Annotated in this window: 16 protein-coding genes; 14 read left to right on the top strand and 2 right to left on the bottom strand. The window is 62.3% G+C overall.

What is annotated here, in order from left to right; translation table 11 throughout:
* Window positions 1–128 precede the first annotated feature (128 nt).
* Window positions 129–1,082 (top strand): agmatinase, encoded by a 954-nt coding sequence (gene speB, locus BLU15_RS18435; RefSeq protein WP_090297058.1) that lies wholly within the window; start codon window positions 129–131, stop codon window positions 1,080–1,082.
* A 75-nt stretch (window positions 1,083–1,157) separates the two neighbouring features.
* Here speB and BLU15_RS18430 read toward each other — a convergent pair whose 3' ends face one another.
* Window positions 1,158–2,126 (bottom strand): DUF808 domain-containing protein, encoded by a 969-nt coding sequence (locus BLU15_RS18430; RefSeq protein WP_060519290.1) that lies wholly within the window; start codon window positions 2,124–2,126, stop codon window positions 1,158–1,160.
* A 265-nt stretch (window positions 2,127–2,391) separates the two neighbouring features.
* Here BLU15_RS18430 and BLU15_RS18425 point away from each other — a divergent pair, with 265 nt between their 5' ends.
* Genes BLU15_RS18425 through BLU15_RS18415 form a run of 3 tightly spaced genes read left to right on the top strand, consistent with a single transcriptional unit; the run spans window position 2,392 to window position 7,390 of the window.
* A complete protein-coding gene (locus BLU15_RS18425; RefSeq protein WP_034789660.1) occupies window positions 2,392–3,000 on the top strand; it encodes a TetR/AcrR family transcriptional regulator in 609 nt (202 codons plus the stop codon).
* Between the two features lie 56 nt (window positions 3,001–3,056).
* The gene (locus tag BLU15_RS18420; protein ID WP_082572805.1) at window positions 3,057–4,208 is read left to right on the top strand and encodes an efflux RND transporter periplasmic adaptor subunit; all 1,152 of its coding nucleotides are present in this window, start codon (window positions 3,057–3,059) and stop codon (window positions 4,206–4,208) included.
* A gap of 26 nt (window positions 4,209–4,234) precedes the next feature.
* The gene (locus BLU15_RS18415) at window positions 4,235–7,390 is read left to right on the top strand and encodes an efflux RND transporter permease subunit (RefSeq protein ID WP_060606074.1); all 3,156 of its coding nucleotides are present in this window, start codon (window positions 4,235–4,237) and stop codon (window positions 7,388–7,390) included.
* 54 nt (window positions 7,391–7,444) lie between these two features.
* On the opposite strand, the gene BLU15_RS18410 is transcribed toward BLU15_RS18415, so the two are convergent.
* Window positions 7,445–8,242 carry a C1 family peptidase gene (locus BLU15_RS18410; protein WP_060606071.1) on the bottom strand — a complete coding sequence of 266 codons (798 nt, stop codon included), beginning with the start codon at window positions 8,240–8,242 and terminating at the stop codon, window positions 7,445–7,447.
* 340 nt (window positions 8,243–8,582) lie between these two features.
* On the opposite strand from BLU15_RS18410, the gene BLU15_RS18405 reads away from it, so the two are divergent.
* From BLU15_RS18405 to BLU15_RS18365, 10 genes are all read left to right on the top strand, one after another.
* Complete coding sequence (locus tag BLU15_RS18405) at window positions 8,583–9,512, top strand: sugar ABC transporter substrate-binding protein (RefSeq protein ID WP_060519298.1); 930 nt, start codon at window positions 8,583–8,585, stop codon at window positions 9,510–9,512.
* Window positions 9,513–9,623: 111 nt separating this feature from the next.
* Window positions 9,624–10,049 carry a hypothetical protein gene (locus BLU15_RS40005; protein WP_244546773.1) on the top strand — a complete coding sequence of 142 codons (426 nt, stop codon included), beginning with the start codon at window positions 9,624–9,626 and terminating at the stop codon, window positions 10,047–10,049.
* On the top strand, window positions 10,019–10,267 hold the full coding sequence (locus tag BLU15_RS40000; protein ID WP_244546772.1) for a DMT family transporter: 249 nt from the start codon (window positions 10,019–10,021) through the stop codon (window positions 10,265–10,267). Before BLU15_RS40005 ends, BLU15_RS40000 begins: the two co-directional genes overlap by 31 nt.
* A 250-nt stretch (window positions 10,268–10,517) precedes the next feature.
* The gene (locus BLU15_RS18395) at window positions 10,518–11,750 is read left to right on the top strand and encodes an HlyD family secretion protein (protein ID WP_090297055.1); all 1,233 of its coding nucleotides are present in this window, start codon (window positions 10,518–10,520) and stop codon (window positions 11,748–11,750) included.
* The gene (locus tag BLU15_RS18390) at window positions 11,732–13,729 is read left to right on the top strand and encodes a glycosyltransferase (protein ID WP_090297053.1); all 1,998 of its coding nucleotides are present in this window, start codon (window positions 11,732–11,734) and stop codon (window positions 13,727–13,729) included. The genes BLU15_RS18395 and BLU15_RS18390 overlap by 19 nt, the downstream gene beginning before the upstream one ends.
* 404 nt (window positions 13,730–14,133) lie before the next feature.
* Window positions 14,134–15,747 (top strand): ABC transporter substrate-binding protein, encoded by a 1,614-nt coding sequence (locus BLU15_RS18385; protein ID WP_244496833.1) that lies wholly within the window; start codon window positions 14,134–14,136, stop codon window positions 15,745–15,747.
* A gap of 19 nt (window positions 15,748–15,766) precedes the next feature.
* Entirely contained in the window at window positions 15,767–16,750 is a 984-nt protein-coding gene (locus BLU15_RS18380) for an ABC transporter permease (RefSeq protein ID WP_090297051.1), read from the top strand.
* A complete protein-coding gene (locus BLU15_RS18375; RefSeq protein ID WP_034789645.1) occupies window positions 16,747–17,649 on the top strand; it encodes an ABC transporter permease in 903 nt (300 codons plus the stop codon). The genes BLU15_RS18380 and BLU15_RS18375 overlap by 4 nt, the downstream gene beginning before the upstream one ends.
* Window positions 17,646–18,461, top strand: coding sequence for an ABC transporter ATP-binding protein (locus BLU15_RS18370; protein ID WP_090297049.1), 816 nt, complete (start codon window positions 17,646–17,648; stop codon window positions 18,459–18,461). Before BLU15_RS18375 ends, BLU15_RS18370 begins: the two co-directional genes overlap by 4 nt.
* Window positions 18,458–19,399: an ABC transporter ATP-binding protein gene (locus BLU15_RS18365; protein WP_090297046.1), complete on the top strand. Its 942-nt coding sequence runs from the start codon at window positions 18,458–18,460 to the stop codon at window positions 19,397–19,399. Before BLU15_RS18370 ends, BLU15_RS18365 begins: the two co-directional genes overlap by 4 nt.
* Window positions 19,400–19,447 lie beyond the last annotated feature (48 nt).

Genomic DNA, 19,447 nt, shown 5'->3' with positions numbered 1-19,447 from the left:
CAATCGACGCCGGCCTTTGCCGCATCGGGCATGTTTGTTTGACCGCGATCGAAGTAACGTTCGATCGAAGGGCATTTCTCGGGTGGCAATGGCTGCTAGGGTTCCGGCGACAGAAAGGGAGAACTTCCATGGACGAAAAATTCAACCAGCCGCTGGGCGGCAACGATATGCCCCGCTTCGGCGGCCCCGGCACGATGATGCGTCTTCCCACCGCGACCTCGGCTGAAGGCCTCGACGCCTGCTTCGTTGGCATCCCCATGGATATCGGCGCGTCCAACCGGTCTGGTACGCGCTACGGACCGCGCCAGATCCGCGCGGAATCCGTGATGATCCGTCCCTACAACATGGCGACCGGCGCCGCCCCGTTCGAAAGCCTGCAGGTCGCCGATATCGGCGACATCGCCATCAACACCTTCAACCTGCCGGCCAATATGGAGATCATCACCCGCGGCATCCGCGAGATCCTTAAGCATGACTGTATCCCGCTGACCCTCGGCGGCGATCACACGATCAGCTACCCGATCCTGAAGGCGATTGCCGAAAAACACGGGCCGGTCGCCCTCATCCATGTCGATGCGCATGCGGATATCAACGACACGATGTTCGGCGAGAAGATCGCGCACGGCACGCCGTTCCGTCGCGCCTATGAGGACTGCTGCCTCAATCCCAATCTCGTCTTCCAGATCGGCCTGCGCGGCACCGGCTATGCTTCCGACGATTTCGACTGGTCGCGCGACAGGGGCTTCACCGTCGTCCCGGCCGAGGAATGCTGGCACAAGTCGCTGGTGCCGCTGATCGAAGGCATCCGCGCGAAGATCGGCAACCACAAGACCTACCTGACCTTCGACATCGATAGCCTTGATCCGGCCTATGCGCCGGGCACCGGCACGCCCGAGATCGGGGGCCTTACCGTCATCCAGGCACTCGAGATCATCCGCGGCTGCCGCGGTCTCAACCTGGTCGGCGCCGATCTCGTCGAGGTGAGCCCGCCCTTCGACACGACTGGAACGACCGCGATCACCGCGGCGAACCTGCTTTATGAAATGCTCTGCGTGCTGCCGGGGGTGAAGTACAAGCGGTAACGGCTCCGGCAAGCTTGATTGCGGATTGGCAGGAGGCCGGAGGCGGCCTCCTTTCCGAAAACCTTTCGAACGCCTTTAGCGCTTTGCCGGGCGCAGACGCCCCCAGATCGGCGCGACGACATTACCCAAGACGACGATCGTGATGGCGCCGACGACGAGGGCGAGCAGTGCCTGCTGTGCCGAGGTCGCAAACCAGCCGACGAGCCCGGGCGCGAACTGAAGCGCCTGCGCGACATGCTCGGAGATGTCGTGGATGAAATGTTCAGGCCCGGCCTCGCCAAGTTGCGCCATGCCGTGCACGAGAATGCTGCCCCCGACCCACAGCATGGCGGCGGTGCCGATGGCGGCGAGAGCCTTGAGGAACACGGGCATGCCGAGCACCAGTCCGCGGCCGAGCGGCCGCAGGAGCGCGACGGGGTTTTTGGCAAGCGCGACGCCGGCGTCGTCGGCCTTCACGATCAAGCCGACCGCTCCGTAGACGGCAAGCGTGATGAGGATGCCGACCCCGGCCAGAACTGCTGCCTGTGTGTAGATGCTGGCGTCGGCAACGGTCGAGAGCGTCAGTGCCATGATCTCGGCGGAAAGAATGAAGTCGGTTCGGATGGCGCCCGCAACCTTCTCGTTTTCGAGCGCTGCCGGATCGCTCGTCGCGCCGAGCACGGCTTCCTCATGTGCGTGGGCGGCATGGGGGAAGAGGGCACCATAGAGCTTCTCGGCGCCCTCGTAGCAGAGATAGATGCCGCCGAGCATGAGCAGCGGCGTGATCGCCCAGGGTGCGAAGTAGCCGAGCAGAAGGGCTCCCGGCAGAAGGAAGAGCAGCTTGTTCTTGAGCGAGCCGAAGGCGATCCGCGCGATGATCGGCAGTTCCCGTTCCGGCGTCAGGCCAACGACATAGCGTGGCGTCACGGCCGCATCGTCGATCACGACGCCAGCGGCCTTGGTGCTGGCCTTCACCGTCTGGGCGGCAACGTCGTCAAGCGAGGCCGCAGCCATCTTGGCGATCGCAGTGATGTCGTCGAGGAGGGCGATGAGACCTGTGGCCATCGATGGCTGAACCCTTTGAGAGAAATCCGAAAAACACGGCAGTTAAGTCGCCAGTAACCACCATAGCGTGTCGAGTCAACGGCGCCGCGGTTGCACCCCGTCACCCAGTCTGCGTCGCGGAGGCCCTCGTGTGCCAGAGGAGGGCGTCTCGCTCGTTCTTCAAAACGTGATCAACCACGCCCGACTGTGCCATTGACGCACACCTCGTTTCGATTTACGACTGACGAAATACGAAATTCGTCAGTCGTAAATCGAAAGGCCAGCGATGCCGGTGAGCAACGATATCGTCGTCGACCAGACACGGCAGGACAACATCACGCGCATCCTCGATGCAGCGGAGGGGCTGTTCCGGCACTTCGGCTACAGCAAGACCAATGTTGCCGACATCGCCCGCGAGCTCGGCATGTCGCCGGCAAACATCTACCGTTTCTTTGCCTCGAAGACCGAGATCCACCAGGCGCTTTGCGCGCGCATGCTCGCGGCCAGCTACCAGATGGCGCAGGAGATCTGCCAGTTGCCGCTGAGCGCGAGCGAGCGCCTGCACCGCTACGTCCACGCACAGCACAAAATGACGGTCGAACTGATGCTCGACGACACGAAGGTGCACGAGATGGTGATCGTTGCCATCGAACGCGAGTGGCACGTCATCGACAAGCACATCGACAGGATCGACGCGCTCCTCGCCGACGTCATCCGCGAGGGGATTGCCGCGGGCGAGTTTCGCGACCAGGACGCCGATGCCGCGTCCCGTTGCTTTGGGGCGGCGACCGTCACGCTTTGCCACCCGCAAATGGTCGCCCAGTGTCTGAGCAAGACGAACCGCGCAAGCCCGGAAGAGCTGGTCGAGTTCGCGATCAACGCATTGAAAATTTAGCAGAAATATTTCCGGCGCGGCTTCGGCCTGCGCCAGCCTGTTTTGGGAGTGCGAACATGTTTAAGCTCATAGAATTTCGCCGCCGTACTTCATTTTTTGCCACTGCTGCACTCCTCTCGATGCTCGCGGCGACACTGGCCGGCTGCTCGCAGGAAAAGACCGAAGCCACTGCGGTGGTGCGCCCGGTCAAGGTCGTCGAGATTGCTGAGGCCGACACGGCCCGCCAGCTCAGCTATTCCGGCTCCGTGCGGGCACGGACCGAAATGAACCTCGGCTTCCGCGTCAGCGGCAAGATCGTCGAGCGGGTCGTCAATGTCGGCGACCGCGTAAAGGTCGGCGATCTGCTCGCCCGCGTCGACGCCACCGATTATGAGCTCGCCGTGCGCAGCGCTTCGGCCAATCTGGAAGCGGCCGAGCGTCAGGTCGAGACAGTCAAGCTGGTGCGCGATCGCGCCGAACAACTGCTCGCCCGAAAATTTGCCTCGCAGGCCCAATTCGATCAGTCGGTGCTGAGCTACAATCAGGCCGTGGCGACGCGCGACGCTGCGAAGTCGGCGCTGTCGCAGGTGGAGAACCAGGTGACCTATACGAACCTCGTCTCCGACCGGCCGGGCATCGTCACCACGATCAATGCCGATGTCGGCCAGGTCGTCGGTTCGGGCACGCCTGTCGCGACTGTCGCCGTCGAAGGCGAAAAGGAAGTGCAGGTCGCCGTGCCCGAGACGGAGATCGCCAATTTCAAGACCGGCCTGCCGGTCAAGGTCGGGCTCTGGTCCGACACCGGGTTGTCGCTTGACGGCACGGTACGCGAGGTGGCGGGCAGCGCCGACCCGCAGTCGCGGACCTTTTCCGTGCGGGTAAGCCTGCCGAACGATCCGCGGGTTCTGCTCGGCATGACCGCGACCGTCGAGGCGTCGGCCGGCAACGGCAAGCCTTACGTCTCGGTCCCTTTGAGCGCGCTTGCACAGAAGGACGGCTACACTATCGTCTGGGTTGTCGATCGCGGCACCGAAACCGTCAGCAGCCGTCCCGTCACGCTTTCCGACTTCACCGCTGACGGCGTGCGCGTCACCGATGGGCTTGAGGTCGGCGACCTTGTCGTTGCTGCCGGGACGCAGTTCATGGCCGACGATCTCAAGGTGACGATCTCGAACGCGACGACGCAGCACTCCGCTTCGGCCCAGGCCGAAGTCCCGCTCCTGCGCTGACACTCGAAAACCGCGGAACCGAGCCGATGACCACCTCCTCTTCCGACGAAAAGCGGCCCTTCAACCTTTCGCGCTGGGCGATCGCGCACCCGAGCATGGCGCGCTTCCTGTTCGGCCTCATCATCCTTGCCGGCGTCTTCGGCCTGATGCGCATGGGGCAGAAGGAAGACCCGGACTTCACCTTCCGCGTGATGGTCGTGCAGGCCTTCTGGCCGGGGGCCTCGATCGAGGAGATGCAGGACCAGGTCGTCAACAAGATCGAACGCAAGCTGCAGGAAACGCCGCATCTCGATTTCGTGCGCTCCTATACGCGTGCCGGCAGCGCGATCATCACGTTGCAGGTCGAAGGCGACACCAATGCCGAACAGGTGGCGGATGCCTTCTACCAGGTCCGCAAGAAGGTCGGTGACATCTCCAACGAACTGCCCGAAGGTTTGCTCGGTCCCTATTTCAACGACGAGTTCGGCGACACCTTCATCACGCTGCATTCGCTGAGCGGCGAAGGCTACAGCTATCCGGAGCTGAAGAAGTTCGCGATCCAGGCGCGTGACATGCTTTTGACGACGCCCGGCGTCGAGAAGGCCGTCATCATCGGCGACCAGCCGGAGAAGATCTATATCGACGTCTCATCCAATGCGCTGGCCGAGCGCGGGCTGACGCTCAACGACCTGCGCAGCACGATTGCCGGCCAGAACAACATCGACCCGGCCGGCGCGGTCGATACCGGCACGCGCTCGGTGCGCATCTCGGTCGAAGGCAGCCTTGACAAGGTGGAGGACCTGAAGAACCTGAGGCTTCGCGCCGGCGGCCAGATCACCCGACTTGGCGATATCGCCACGGTCAGCTCCGGTCTCGAAGATCCCTATTCGCGCAAATTCCGTTTCAACGGTGAAGACAGCGTCCAGATCGGCGTCGTCATGGCCAAGGGCTTCAAGGTGACCGATGTCGGCAACGCGGTGGAGGCGACCTATCAGCACTTCGAGGCGTCGCTGCCCTATGGCGTCAAGGTCGACCAGGTCTCCAACCAGCCTGAAGTGGTCAAGGAAGCCGTCGGCGAATTCATGAAGGCGCTCGGCGAGGCGCTGGCGATCGTGCTCGTCGTGTCGTTCCTGTCGATCGGCTGGCGCTCGGGCCTGGTGATCGCGATCACCATTCCGCTGGTGCTGGCTGCAACCTTCGCCATCATGTACGAGCTCGGCATCGACCTGCAGCGCATCTCGCTCGGTGCACTGATCATTGCGCTCGGCCTTCTGGTCGACGACGCCATGATCGTGGTCGAGATGATGGAACGAAAGCTGGAAGAGGGCTTGGTGAAGGTCGAGGCTGCGAGCTTCGCCTATACCTCCACTGCCTTCCCGATGCTGACCGGAACGCTGATCACCACGGCCGGCTTCATTCCCGTTGGTTTTGCCGCTTCGACCGCCGGGGAGTATGTGCGCTCGCTATTCTACGTGGTCGGCATCGCGCTCGTCGTCTCGTGGTTCGTTGCCGTCTATTTCACCCCCTGGCTCGGCAACATGCTCCTGAAGCAGCGCAGCCACGCCGGCAATCATCACGACGTCTTCGACACGCGCTTCTACCGTCGCCTGCGCACGACGGTCACCTGGGCCGTGCGCCACCGCATCATCGTGCTGTCGACGACGCTCGCCCTCTTCTTCGTCAGCCTCTGGGCCTTCCAGTTCATTCCGAAGAACTTCTTCCCGCAGTCGTCGCGGCCGGAGATCCTCGTCGATCTCTGGCTGCCCGAGGGCACCAGCATCAAGGAAGTCGAGAAGCAGGCCAAGGCACTCGAAGCCCGCATGATGGACGACGAGGACAAGCGCTTCATCGCCACCTATATCGGCGAGGGCGCGCCGCGCTTTTTCCTGCCGCTCGACCAGCAGCTTCGCAATCCGAACTTTGCCCAGCTTCTCGTGATGGCCAAGGACGAGCCGGCGCGCGAACGGTTGATCGCCAAGATGCGCGGAATTCTAGCTGCCGACTTCCCCTCGATCCGCGCCAAGGTCGATCGCCTGTTCCTGGGCCCGCCAACCGGCTGGCCGGTGCAGATGCGCATCATGGGGCCGGATCGCGACGAAGTCAGGCGTATTGCCGATCGCGTCAAGGCGAAGTTCCACGAGAACCCGCTGCTCGGCGCCGTGCACGACGACTGGCTGGAGCCGGTGCCGGGCATGAAGCTGGTGATCGACCAGGACCGCGCCCGCGCGCTCGGGGTCACCTCGCAGCGCATTCGCCAGATACTGCAGGCAAGCGTCACGGGTGCGCCGCTCGACAATTTCCGCGATGGCGAGGAGACGGTGGCGATCGTTGCCCGCGAGCCCGCGGAAAGCCGCAAGCTGTTGAGCTCGGTCGACTCCATATACATCCCGACCGACTTCGGTGGCTTCGTACCGCTTTCGCAGGTCGCCAAGGTCGTGCCGGTGCTCGAGCAGGGCATCGAATGGCGCCGCGACCGCCTGCCGACAATCACCGTGCGCGGCACCCTGCCGGATGGTGTGCAGCCGAACGACGTGGCGATGAAGATGTTTGGCGAAATGCAGCCGCTGCGCGACAGCCTGCCCGCCGGCTACTCGATCGCCATCCAGGGGGGCGCGGAGGACTCTGCCGAAAGCCAGGCCTCGATCGCCGCCAAGGCGCCGATCATGCTCGGCGTCATCGTTATCCTGCTGATGATCCAGCTGCAGCATTTCGGCAAGGCGATGCTGGTTCTCGCGACCGGTCCGCTCGGCATCATCGGTGCGGCTGCTGCCCTTTTGATCAGCGGTGCGCCTTTCGGCTTCGTTGCGATCCTGGGCGTCATTGCGCTGCTCGGCATCATCATGCGCAACTCGATCATCCTCGTCGACCAGATCGACCAGGATATCGCCGCGGGCATGGACCGCGCCGAGGCGATCATCGGCTCCGCCGTCAGGCGTTTCCGGCCGATCACGCTTACCGCCTTGACGGCCGTGCTGGCGCTGATCCCGATCTCGCGCGGTGTCTTCTGGGGGCCGCTCGCCTACGCCATGATGGGCGGCATTCTGGTCGCGACCGTGCTGACCATCCTGGTTCTGCCGGCGGGCTATGCGCTCTTCTTCGGTCGCGAACCGAAGAAGAGCTCCGTCGAGCCTGAGACGCCGGAAAGCCTCGAGGCCGAGGACACGAAGACCGTAGCCTATCCCGCAGCCGTGGCGGCGGAGTAGGGCCACGGCTCCGTTCAGGGATGGTAGATCGGGCGGCGGGCAAGCCGCCCGACGTCAGCCGGTGATGTACATCGCCTGGCCCTGGGCGAGGCATTGGAACAGCTCGTAACCCATCCAGATGTAGCCGCGACGCCCGTTCCATTCGCAGCCCCAATTCTCACCGAAGCTGTTCTGGATGAGAATGGCCTGCTGCTCGTCGTCATAGCCGATGATCAACATGCAATGGCCGGTGTTCGGCAACTTTTCCAGAGGCCCTCTCAATGGGCCCGGCCCTTCATATTGCATGAAGCCCTTGTTCAGTGACGTGCCGTAGCAGAGCGCTCCGCCCGCGACGATGACGGCCTTGATCGCGTCGAGATCGCTGGTCTCGACCGTCGCCCAGCCGGGTATCTGGAAGCTGTCGTCGGGAAGGGCGCCGGGATCGTAGCGCGACCACAGCTCGGGACAATTCGGAAAATAGGGAGCCGTCTTCCAGTTCGGGGTGCCGCGCTGCTTGAGCAGGTTGAGATAGGAGGCCAGTTGTGATCCCGCGCAGCCCGTCTTCCCGTAGCTCTTCATCACTTCGATGTAGATATGGGCCGGACTTGCCTGCCGCAGGGGCTGCAACGGCGCTTCGCCGGTCGAAACGGCCGCCCAATAGGTGGCAAGCCCGTAGGTCGTGGCCCAGGCGGCGCAACTGCCGGGGCTGCCGACATGGCTCGGTGTGCCCTGCGCCTTGGGCGGCGGCAGGTAGAGCGCGTTCACGGTTGCCGCGCTCGGCAGTGATGCGGGTATCGGCGGCCGGAGCGTCGGGCCATCTTCCTTGATCGTGGGATCATAGCCGAAGTTGAGGATTGCTTCCTGTACGGTCATCGGGATCTCCTGCCGACAGCGAGGGTTGCGTGGGTTAAAGGCGTGATGTCACAGGCGTCGCGCGCCGCCGGCGTTTCCGGTGAGACACAGCCGAAAGCGGCTCCCTCGTTTCCCGAAGGCGCAGTCGAAATCTCCCCGGGAAACGCGGCGCTCGTATCAAGATGATGCACTCATAGGTAGATCTTATCAGGATTTTGCATGCCGAAAATCCCGAGTTTCGCGGGGTTTCGATCATTCCATTGAAAGTCAATAATGAAACGCATGTTTCATTATTGACTTTCAATGGACCATGTATTCCGTTTATGACTCACAGGTCATCTGTTCCTTTGGGAGGTTTCGAATGAGGAAGTTGCTGTTTGCCGCCATGTCGGTTCTGCTGGCTGGTACCGCTCACGCCGAAAACATCGGCATCACCATTGCCCGTTCCGATAGCGCGTTCCTGACGATCCTGCGTCAGGGCATGGAAGACCGCGCCGCCAAGCTCGATGGCGTTTCGGTTCAGGTCGAGGACGCCCAGAACGATCCGAGCAAGCAGCTGGACCAGGTACAGAACTTCATATCCTCCGGCGTCGACGCGATCGTCGTGGTTGCCGTCGATGGCGACGGCACGCCGGCGCTGACGAAAATGGCGAGTGCCGCCGGTATTCCGATCGTCTACGCCAACCACCCGCCGGCCGATGCGGATGCGCTCCCGGCGACTGCCGCCTTCGTCGGTTCGAACGAGATCGATTCTGGCACGCTGGAAACGAAGGAAGTGTGCCGGCTGCTTGGCGGCAAGGGTTCCGTTTATGTGCTGATGGGACCGCTCAACAATCATTCGTCGCTGACCCGGACGAAGGATATTCACGACGTTATCGCCACCGATGACTGCAAGGGCATGAGCGTGATCGAGGAACAGAGCGCCAACTGGGATCGCCTCGAAGCCAGCAACATCATGACCAACTGGCTCTCGACAGGACGGGAATTCGATGCGGTCATCGCCAACAATGATGAGATGGCGATCGGCGCGATCCAGGCGATGAAAGCGGCGGGCACCGACATGTCGAAGGTGGTGGTCGGTGGCATCGATGCGACGCCGGACGGGCTTGCCGCCATGGCCGCAGGCGATCTCGACGTCACCGTCTTCCAGAACGCAATCGCGCAGGGCGCGACCGCGATGGATGCCGCCGTCGCCCTGGCGCGGGAGGAAAAGACCGAACGGCAGATCTGGGTTCCGTTCGAACTGGTGACACCTGAGAACATGAAGGACTACGCCAAGGCGAACCAGTAGACGGCCATTCTTGTCACAATCCGAACAATCACTGGTAGATCTCGGCTTTAACCGACAGAGAAGCCGGCAGGCCGCTCGCTACGGCCTTTCGGCTTCTCTGGTGTCCAACAGATGACCCCTGATCGTTCCGCCCAGCCCCCTTCCCAGCCGATTGCCGATCTGCAGATCGCGATCGCGGCCTTTGTGGCGGGCGCCAGATGGCTGTTTTCGATCCAAGCGTTTGCCGAGTTTCCACCGCTGCTCTTCCTCGGCAGCCGCTTTCTTATCGCCGGCCTGCGATCGGTCTCTTGGCGGGGTTTGCATCCTTTGCCGAAGTCGGCAGGGCGGTGCGACTGCTGCTTCCCACGCGCTCGCCTTTGCGGTCGCCCCATTGCTTTGGTCAAACGCAATTCCACCGAAGTACGCGCGGTGGCCGCAGCCGCGATCCAGCTGGTGGTCGCAGGGGTGATCATCCTCGCAGTCTCGCTGCCTGTCGAACAGATACTGCGGCAGTCCAGTCGGTCGAAATCTGGGGCTGGTTTCTGGCATGCATCCTGATCTCGACCTGCCTGCGCTTCGTGCTGCAGTTTCGCGGCCAGCAGATGATCTCGGCGGCGCGGGCATCGATGATCATGTGCTGCGAACCGGTGTGGGTGTTGATCTTTGCACTGGCGTTTCTCGGGACGCCCTTGAGCCTTTCTCAGGTCCTCGGCTATGTGGTCATCTTCCTCGCCATGATCTGTCAGGTTGCTTTGCCGTCAAGATCGGCCGCCTGAGGACCACTCCCACTTTAAGTCGAAGCGTTTGCGCTGACATGATCGTTCCGGATCAAGAGGACGACCGGCTGTGTCCAGGGCGTGGATCGTTCGTAACTGGTTAACCGAATGACAAAAGCACCAATTTCTAAGGGTTGCCCGCAGCGCCTTTGCGCACGATCTTCTTCATGCAGCCGGAACGGCAGTTGGTGCGGGATTACGCGCTGATGTCTGCCACCTCCGGCAAGGGTCGTGACTGGGAACGGTTGGCATGCTCCTGAACCATCGCATCACACGCATCACAGTCGGCGTCCTGCTGCTCACGCTTGCAATCGTCGTGCTCCTGCCTGGACTGACGGGCTTTACCAGCCTCGACGGCACCGTGAATGCCCGCTTTGCCGTCATCAACGCACCGATTGACGGGGAAATCGGACAAGCGCCGCCACGCATCGGCACGCCGGTCGCCGAAAACGGGACGCTTCTGACCATACGCAACGAACGGGTCAATCGGGCGATCCTTGCTTCCCTGCAGGCGGAAGGAAAAACGGCCACCGACCGCGTCACGGCGCTGGAGCGTGAACGCGACGAACTCGTCGCCTTGCGCAACCAACTCGCCCATCGGCTGGAGAAATTCAAGAACGCCACCATTGCCAGTCTGGAGCGCGAACTTCGCATCCTGCAGAAGCGGGTGGAGGTGTCGCGTGCCCAGGACGTCGTTGCAAGGGTAGACCTAGATAGACGGCAGGAACTGGAGTCCAAGGGAATATTCACGCGCAAGATGGTCGAGGCGGCAGCCGCCGCCGGCGCGGCCACGGGCGGCGAGGTCGAGATCAGCAATTTGTCGCTCGATCTTCTCGAACAACGGCTGATGGCCCTGCGTGAGGGGGTATTCATCGTCGGCGATGGCCAAAACGACGTGCCCTATTCGCGCCAGCGTCAGGACGAGGTGATCGTTCGCATAAACGACATCAACACCCGCATTGTCGAAAACAGCACGCGCGCCGAGCAGATTGAGCGGCAGCTGGAGGAGGAGGAGAAGCGCGTTCGCAGTCTCGAACTGGCCCAAATCGCTTCGCCGTTCAGCGGCGTGGTGTGGACCCGCAACGTCGTCAACGGCTCCAATGTCATCCTGAACAACGAGCTGTTGCGTATCCTCGACTGCCGCGAACTGTTCGTCGATATTCTCGTTCCTGAAGTCGATTACGACGAGATCTATCCGGGCCGCGAAGCGGAAGTCCGGCTTCTGGGCCGGAGCGAAGTCTTCAAGGGAAAGGTGCAGGCCGTAAAAGGCTCATCCGCCGTCGTCGAGAAAGACAATCTCGCCGCCAAGGAGCCGGAGGCCGAGGAGCGCGACGCGAGAATCCGCGTTCAACTCCTCCCCTCGGCTCTCAACACCGATTTCGGCAATTTTTGCCAGGTGGGGCGGTCCGCCCAGGTCCGCATCTCCCGGCACAATCTGCAACTGACACAGTGGATCAAAGGGCTTTGGTTCAACCTCTTCTAGCGCTCGCGCCCACATTGCTGGTGATCGCCTTCTTCCTGCTTGGGCCATCGAACTGGTCGCGGCATCAAAGCTGGGCGCGCACCATCACTTGCGCGGTCGTTGGGGCGGTCGCATTGCGCTACATGGTCTGGCGCCTCTTCGAAACCGTCCTTCCCTATCCCGCCGATGGCGCGAACGTCTGGTGGGTTTGGATCGTCTTTGTCATCGAGCTCCTTGCCTTCACGGAGGTCGTTCTTTTCCTCATTCTGATGAGCCGATACGTCGACCGCAGTCTCGAGGCGGAACGCCTGGGAAAGACGTTCTTCGCACGCGAAGCGCAGGATCTGCCGACGGTCGATGTTTTCATTCCGACCTATAACGAGCCGCTCGATGTCCTGGAGCGTACGATCGTCGGAGCGTTGGCGCTCGACTATCCCAAGGACAGGTTCAAGGTCTATGTCCTCGACGACGGCCGGCGTGATTGGCTGAAGACCTTCTGCGCAGAGCGGGGCGCGGTCCACCTGACACGAGCGGACAATGCGCACGCGAAAGCCGGGAACATGAACAATGGGCTGCGCGCGAGTTCGGGCGATTTCATCGCCATCTTCGACGCAGACTTTGTTCCCTATCGCCACTTTCTCAAGCGCACCTTGCCGTTCTTTTCGGACGAAGGGATCGGGATCGTCCAGACCCCGCAGCACTTCTTCAACGTCGATCCGGTGCAATCGAACCTGGGCCTGGAGAACATCTGGCCGGACGAACAACGTCTATTCTTCGACGAGATCGCGCCAAGCCGCGACGTCTGGGACGTCAGCTTCTGCTGCGGTTCGTGCTCGATCGCCCGCCGCAAGGCCGTCGATGCGATTGGCGGCTTCCCGACGGAGTCAATCACCGAAGACCTGTTGACGACGCTGTCGATGCTGAACAAGGGCTACAAGACTCGCTACCTGAACGAACGGCTGTCGATGGGATTGGCGGCCGAGAACCTGACAGGCTATTTCGTCCAGCGGGAACGTTGGTGCCAGGGCGGCATCCAGACGCTCTATCTCCACAACGGCCCCTTGCGTGGACCGGGCCTGTCGCTGTTTCAGCGGATCATGTTTCTCCCCATGTCCTGGCTGGTGCAGTACGTGGTGCGCCTGATCGTCCTGATCGTGCCGATCGCCTATCTCTGGTTCGGCGCCTTGCCGCTGCATTTCACGGGCGTTGCCGACTATGTTTCAAATCAGCTTCCGGTGCTGGCGGCCTATTTCCTTCTGATGCTCTGGATCACGCCGACGCGTTATCTGCCCGTGGTCTCCAGTGCAGTCGGAACCTTTGCGACCTTCCGCATGCTGCCGACCGTTCTCTCCAGTCTCGTGCGCCCCTTCGGCAAGCCGTTCAAGGTAACCCCGAAAGGGACCGGCAACGAGGCAAACAGCTTCGACGCCTACACGTTTACCTGGATTGCCGCTTTCATTGCCGTCACGGCGCTGGGACTTCTGATCAACCTTGTGCCGGAAACGGCACAGGTTCAAGGCTCGTTCTCGGCGATCGGAGCCGTCTGGTCGGGCATCAACATCGTCGTGCTCGTCATCGCGTCGCTGATCTGTTTCGAAAAACCGCGTCGCCTTTTCCAGGCTTTCAAGCTCGACGAGCCCGCCAATGTCGATGGGACACCGGGGCGCGTGGTCAGCCTGTCGCTCGACAAGGCGGTGGTCGCGGTTCCGCCGGAGGTGCGCTTCAAGTCTGCGCAAGTGACCCTCAGGCTCGACGGTTTCGAGCCGCTGCAGGCCGATCTCAGGCAAGTGACGCAGCGGCGCGGCGACATATCGCGTACCGGCGACAAGCGGCGCTTCTACCTTCACCTTTACTACAACCTCGAGGGCAAGGAACGCGACCGGATGATCGTCAAGCTCTATACGGGGCGATACTCGCAGGACATTCCTGATATCGACAAGGTCGCGGTTTCCGTGAACCTCTTGCTGCGCGCCTTCGGTCGCACGCGTACTGTCTCCTAGCACACGGCCGCTGCGAGGCCGGCATGGCAGCTCCGGTACCCGCCAAACTTCGCCGGTCCGCGCAGTGATTCTCGCTTTTCATGTCCGGTCTCGGTGCGTCTGCGACCAATTTAGCGGCCTGAACAAACCGCTGAACGCCGCTTTTTCGGAAGTGGTATTCTCGTTCGAAATACCACTTGGCGGTTCGGACCATAACTTTAGTCTCGGCGAAAATACCCCGATTGACAGCGCGACTTTGACGGACTTATCGTTAAGTCAAATTACTTGACTTAATAGTTCGATCAACGAAACCTGAGGGGGAATTCGTCATGACGGCAGTCGAGGAAATGCGGCCTTTGCGCAACGCGCCGGGGGTCGGAAGGAGCGGAACGACACGGCGTTTTGTTGGCGTCGCGACCGTGCTGATGATGATCGGCGCCGCTGAGGCCCGCGCTGAATCCGTGCTCACCATGCACATCGAGGAGCAGACGAGCTGGGTGCAGAATTTCAACCCGTTCGACCTCGGCGGTCGGCGGCAGAGCACCATGGATTTCGTCTACGAGCCGCTGGTGATCTTCAATGATTACGACGGCGGCAAGCCAGTCTTTCGGCTTGCGACTGCCTACAAATTTGCCGACGACCTGAAGTCGATCACCTATACATTGCGCGACGGCGTGAAATGGTCGGACGGCAAGCCGCTGACCTCGGCAGATATGAAATTCACGCTCGAGCTGATGCTGAAGAACCCGGCGGTCGATACCGTCGGCGTTGGCGAAACCGTCGCTTCGGTGGAGGCACCGTCGCCGACCGAGGTGAAGATCAACCTCAAGGATGTCGACACGCATTTTCCGGAGTCGCTTGCCGATTTCCCGGTGGTGCCCGAGCACATCTGGAAGGACGTGAAGGATCCGCTGGCCTTCAAGAACGAGACGCCCGTCGGCTCCGGCCCGATGACCGAGATCCGCCGCTTCACGCCCCAGGTCTACGAGCAGTGCCGCAACCCCAACTATTGGGACGCGGCGACGCTGAAGGTCGATTGCCTGAAGCTGCCGCAGATTTCCGGCAACGACCAGATGCTGGCGCTCCTGCCGGAGGGCTCGATCGACTGGTTCGGCTCGTTCCTGCCGCAGATCGACAAGACCTATGTCGGCCTCGACCCTGACCATAATGGCTACTGGCAGCCTCCGGCCGAAACCGTTTCGTTCCAGATGAACTTCAAGTCGTCGAATCCGGGCAACGCCGAGGCCTTCAACGATATGACGTTCCGGCGCGCCTTCAGCCTTTCCATGGATCGCACCGCGATGGTCGATATCGCCGGTTTCGGCTATCCCGTCGTCAACACCCATGCGAGCGGTCTGCCGCCGCGCTTCGACAGCTGGCGCAACAAGGCCGCCGAGGGTGCTCAGGACGAGTGGCTCGCCTATGACATCGACAAGGCCAACAAGCTGCTTGACGATGCCGGCTACAAGAAGGACGGCGAGGGCTTCCGCACCACGCCGAGCGGCAAACCGATCGCCTTTCCGATCATCGTGCCGAACGGCTGGACCGACTGGATCGACGCGGTGCAGATCGCGGCCGAAGGCTTGCGCAAGATTGGCATCAACGCCTCTGTCGCAACGCCCGAATACGAGCAGTGGCAGAAACAGATCCTCGACGGCAGCTTCGAGGCGGTGATGAATTCGCGTGCCGACGGCCCGACGCCTTTCCGCGGCTACTTCCAGTCGCTGTCGACCGGCTTCGGTGGGCGTATCACCAGCGCGCCGTCACGCTATTCCAACCCCGAACTCGACAAGGTCTTCGATGATTACCGCCGGGCGGCGACGGACGACGACCGCAAGAAGCTGTTCGATCAGGTGCAAGTGATCGTCGCCGACAACCTGCCCGTCGTTCCCGTCTTCAACGGTCCGACCTGGTATCAGTTCTCGACCAAGCGCTTTACCGGCTGGGTGACGAAGGACGAGCCTGTCATGAACCCCGAGGATCACGACAACAACCGGATGCGGCTGGTGCATCTGCTCCGCCTGAAGCCCGTACAATAAGCGGCAGCGGGTTCCAGCGATGCGACTTTCCCGTCGACGGCTTACCGTCTACTGCGTGGCGTTCCTCTTCGCGATCGTCATGAACTTCGCGGTTCCCCGGCTGATGCCGGGGTCCCCCGTCGACAGCATGATCGCCCAACTCGGACCGCGGGCAACGCCCGCGGCCATCGAGGCGATCAAGGCGCGTTTCGGTGCGATCGAGCAACCGATCTGGCAGCAGTTCGTCGACTATGTCGTCGGGCTCGCCCATTTCGATCTCGGCGTCTCGGTCAAGTATTATCCGCAGACGGTGCTTGAAGTTCTCGGCCGCTCGGCCGGGTGGACGGCGTTTCTCGTGGTCACCGCCATAACCTTCTCTCTTTGCATCGGTGTGCTGCTCGGCGCCGTCGCCGCCTGGCGCCGTGGCGGGCGTTTCGACAGTTTCGTCTCGCCGTTCTCGGTGATGCTGATTGCCGTTCCGCCCGTCATCATCGCGCTTGCGACGCTTTTCACTTTCGGCGTGACGCTCCGGCTGCTGCCGGTCGGCTACGCCTATGATCCGAGCCTCGACCCGGGGCTCAACTTCACCTTCTTCGGCAGCGTCTTCCTGCATGCGATCATGCCGGTGCTGACGCTCTCGCCCTATCTGATTGGCGAGTTTCAGACGACGATGCGCTCCAGCATGATCTCGGTGCTCGGTGAGGACTACGTCACCATGGGGCGAGCCAAGGGCCTCTCGGAAGCAGCCGTCATGTTCGGCTACGCGGCGCGCAACGCCATGCTGCCGGTGCTCACCAACCTGGCGCTGATGCTGGGGGCGGTCTTTGGCGGCTCGATCGTGACCGAGATCGTCTTCAACTATCCGGGTCTCGGACTGACGCTCTATACGGCAAGCGTTGCCCGCGACTATCCCGTGATCCAGGGGCAGTTGCTGCTGATGACGATCGCCACGCTCGGCGCCAATCTTCTGGTCGACATCATCTATGGCGTGGTCGATCCGCGCATAAGGGAGGGCAGGGCATGAATGCGGGCGTCTCCTTGTTCTGGCGGCAGAAGAAAGCCGTCGCCGGCCTTGTCATCATTCTCACGCTCTGCCTGATGGCGCTGTTCGCGCCGGTTCTCGCACCGGGTGATCCGAGCGAGCGTGTCGGTCGTTCGCATCAGCCACCAACCGTCGAGCATGTCTTCGGCACCACGAAGATGGGCCGCGACGTCTTCTCGCAATTCGTCTGGGGTGCCAGGCCGTCGCTTGCCGTCGGCTTTGCCACCGGCCTTGCGATTACCGCGCTCGGCACCATCGTCGGCCTCGTCGCCGGTTACTTCGGCGGCCGCACGGATGCGACGCTTGATCTCGCCACCAATGCCGTCCTTGTCATACCGAATATTCCGCTGCTGATCCTGCTTGCGTCTTTTGCCGGCACGGTCGGGCCGATGGCGATCATGGCGATCATCGCGCTCACCTCGTGGCCCTGGGGCGCGCGCATGACGCGGTCGCAGACCATGGCGCTCCGGCAGCGTGAATTCGTGGTGGCGGCGCGCATGGTCGGCGAGCCGCATTGGCGGGTGATCTTCGTCGAGATCCTGCCCAATCTGGTGCCGCTGATCGGCATCAACGTGGTCGGCAGCATCATCTATGCGATCGTCGCGCAGACGACGCTCGAATATCTCGGCTTCGGCGATCCGCTCCGGGTGACCTGGGGCACCATGCTCTACAATGCGCAAAACTCCTCGGCGATCATCGTCGGCGCCTGGTGGGACATCGCCGTTCCGGCCGCGGGCATCGCGCTCGTCGGTCTTGGTCTCGCGCTCATCAACTTCACCTTTGACGAGATCGCCAATCCGCAGCTTCGCTCCGGTCCGGCGCTCAGCCGCTGGCTGCGTCTCACGCGGCTACGCCGTCGCGAACTGGAGGCGGCCCGATGAGCGATGCACTCCTGGAAATCCGCAACCTGAACGTCGATTACCTGCTTGACGACGGCGCTTTCCGCGCGGTTAACGATGTCTCCTTCGAGGTGCGCCGCGGCGAACTCTTCGGCCTTGCCGGCGAATCCGGCTGCGGCAAGAGCACGATCGCCTATGCGATCACGCGGCTGTCAAAACCGCCGGCCTGGGTCGCCGGCGGCGAGATCCTGCTCGATGGTCAAAACCTCCTGAAGATGCCGGAAGCGTCGCTTCAAAACGTCCGCTGGCGGCGGATCGGCATGGTGTTCCAGAGCGCAATGAACTCGCTCAACCCGCTGATGCGGGTCGAGGCGCAGTTTTTCGACGTCTTGCGCAAGCACACCGGCGCGACCAGGCCGCAGGCCCGTGCACGGACCGAAGAAATGTTCCGGCTCGTTGGAATCCCGATCAACCGCCTCGACGACTATCCGCACCAGTTCAGCGGCGGCATGCGCCAGCGCATCGTTATCGCAATCTGCCTGGCGCTGAAGCCGGAACTGATCATCATGGACGAGCCGACGACGGCGCTCGACGTCGTCGTGCAGCGGGAAATCCTGGAGCAACTCGTCGACCTGCAGCGCAACCTCGGTTTTTCGGTGCTGTTCATCACCCACGACCTGCACCTGATGGCGCAGCTCTGCCATCGCATCGGTGTTATGCTCAAAGGGCAACTGGTCGAGGTCGGCGACACGCAGCAGATCAGCCGTGCGCCGGAACACGACTACACGCGGAAACTCTGGGGCGCGATCCCGCAACTGCCCTCATCCGTCCGCAGCCTGGGGGTCGTCGAATGAACGTGATGCCGCTAACGACGACCATGTCTGACGAAGACGATGCGATCGTGCGCCTCAAGGACATCAGGCGCAGCTTCGGTACCGTCGAGGCTTTGCGCGGCATTTCGCTTGCCTTAAAGCCCGGCCGGGCGCTGGCGCTCGTCGGCGAATCCGGTTGCGGCAAGACCACCTGCGCCCGCATCGTCGCGCGGCTCGATGCGCCGACATCGGGGACGATGGCGTTTCGCGGCGCCGACGTTACCCAGGCCGGAGGAAGGGCCGACGAAAAGATGCGTCGGCGGGCGATCCAGATGGTGTTTCAGGATCCCTTCGCCTCACTCAACCCGGTGTTCTCCGTCTACCATCACCTCGCGCGGCCACTGCTTTTGCATGGTCACGCCAAGAACGGGGGCGAGGCGAAAGCTGCCGTCGCGCGTCTGCTCGCCGATGTCGGTCTGGACGCCGATGTGACGGCACGAAAGTTTCCGCACGAACTGTCCGGTGGCCAGCGCCAGCGCGTCAACATTGCTCGGGCGCTTGCCGTCGGGCCGGATGTGCTCGTTGCCGACGAGCCGACATCGATGCTCGACGTGTCGATCCGCCTCGACATCCTGGAACTGCTCGCGCGCATCAAGCGCGAGCGGAACCTCGCCATGCTCTACATCACCCACGATATAGCCACGGCCGCCCACATCGCCGAGGAGGTCGTGGTGATGTTTGCCGGGCAGATGGTCGAGTGGGGCGAGACCAGCGCCGTCATCTGCAATCCCCGCCATCCCTATACGCAACTGCTTCTTTCCGCGGTCCCCGACCCCGATCGCCCCTTTGTGCCAGGGCAAAGCGCCCGCTTCCTTGCCCATGCCGACGACGTGCGGCGAAAGAGCCGTCCGGCCTCCGACAACGTGGAAGAAGTTACCGTGAATCACTTCGTCCGTGCCCTTGGCCAAACGCCGGCGTGAGCTATGTGAACCGAGGACCTGCATTCCCCAAGAAACGCGCTGGCCGCC

This window comes from Ensifer sp. YR511, from assembly GCF_900103045.1.
In the GTDB taxonomy this organism is placed as follows: domain Bacteria; phylum Pseudomonadota; class Alphaproteobacteria; order Rhizobiales; family Rhizobiaceae; genus Ensifer; species Ensifer adhaerens.
Note: the sequence above shows the minus strand (reverse complement) of the source record. Positions and strands in the feature narration are given on the sequence as shown.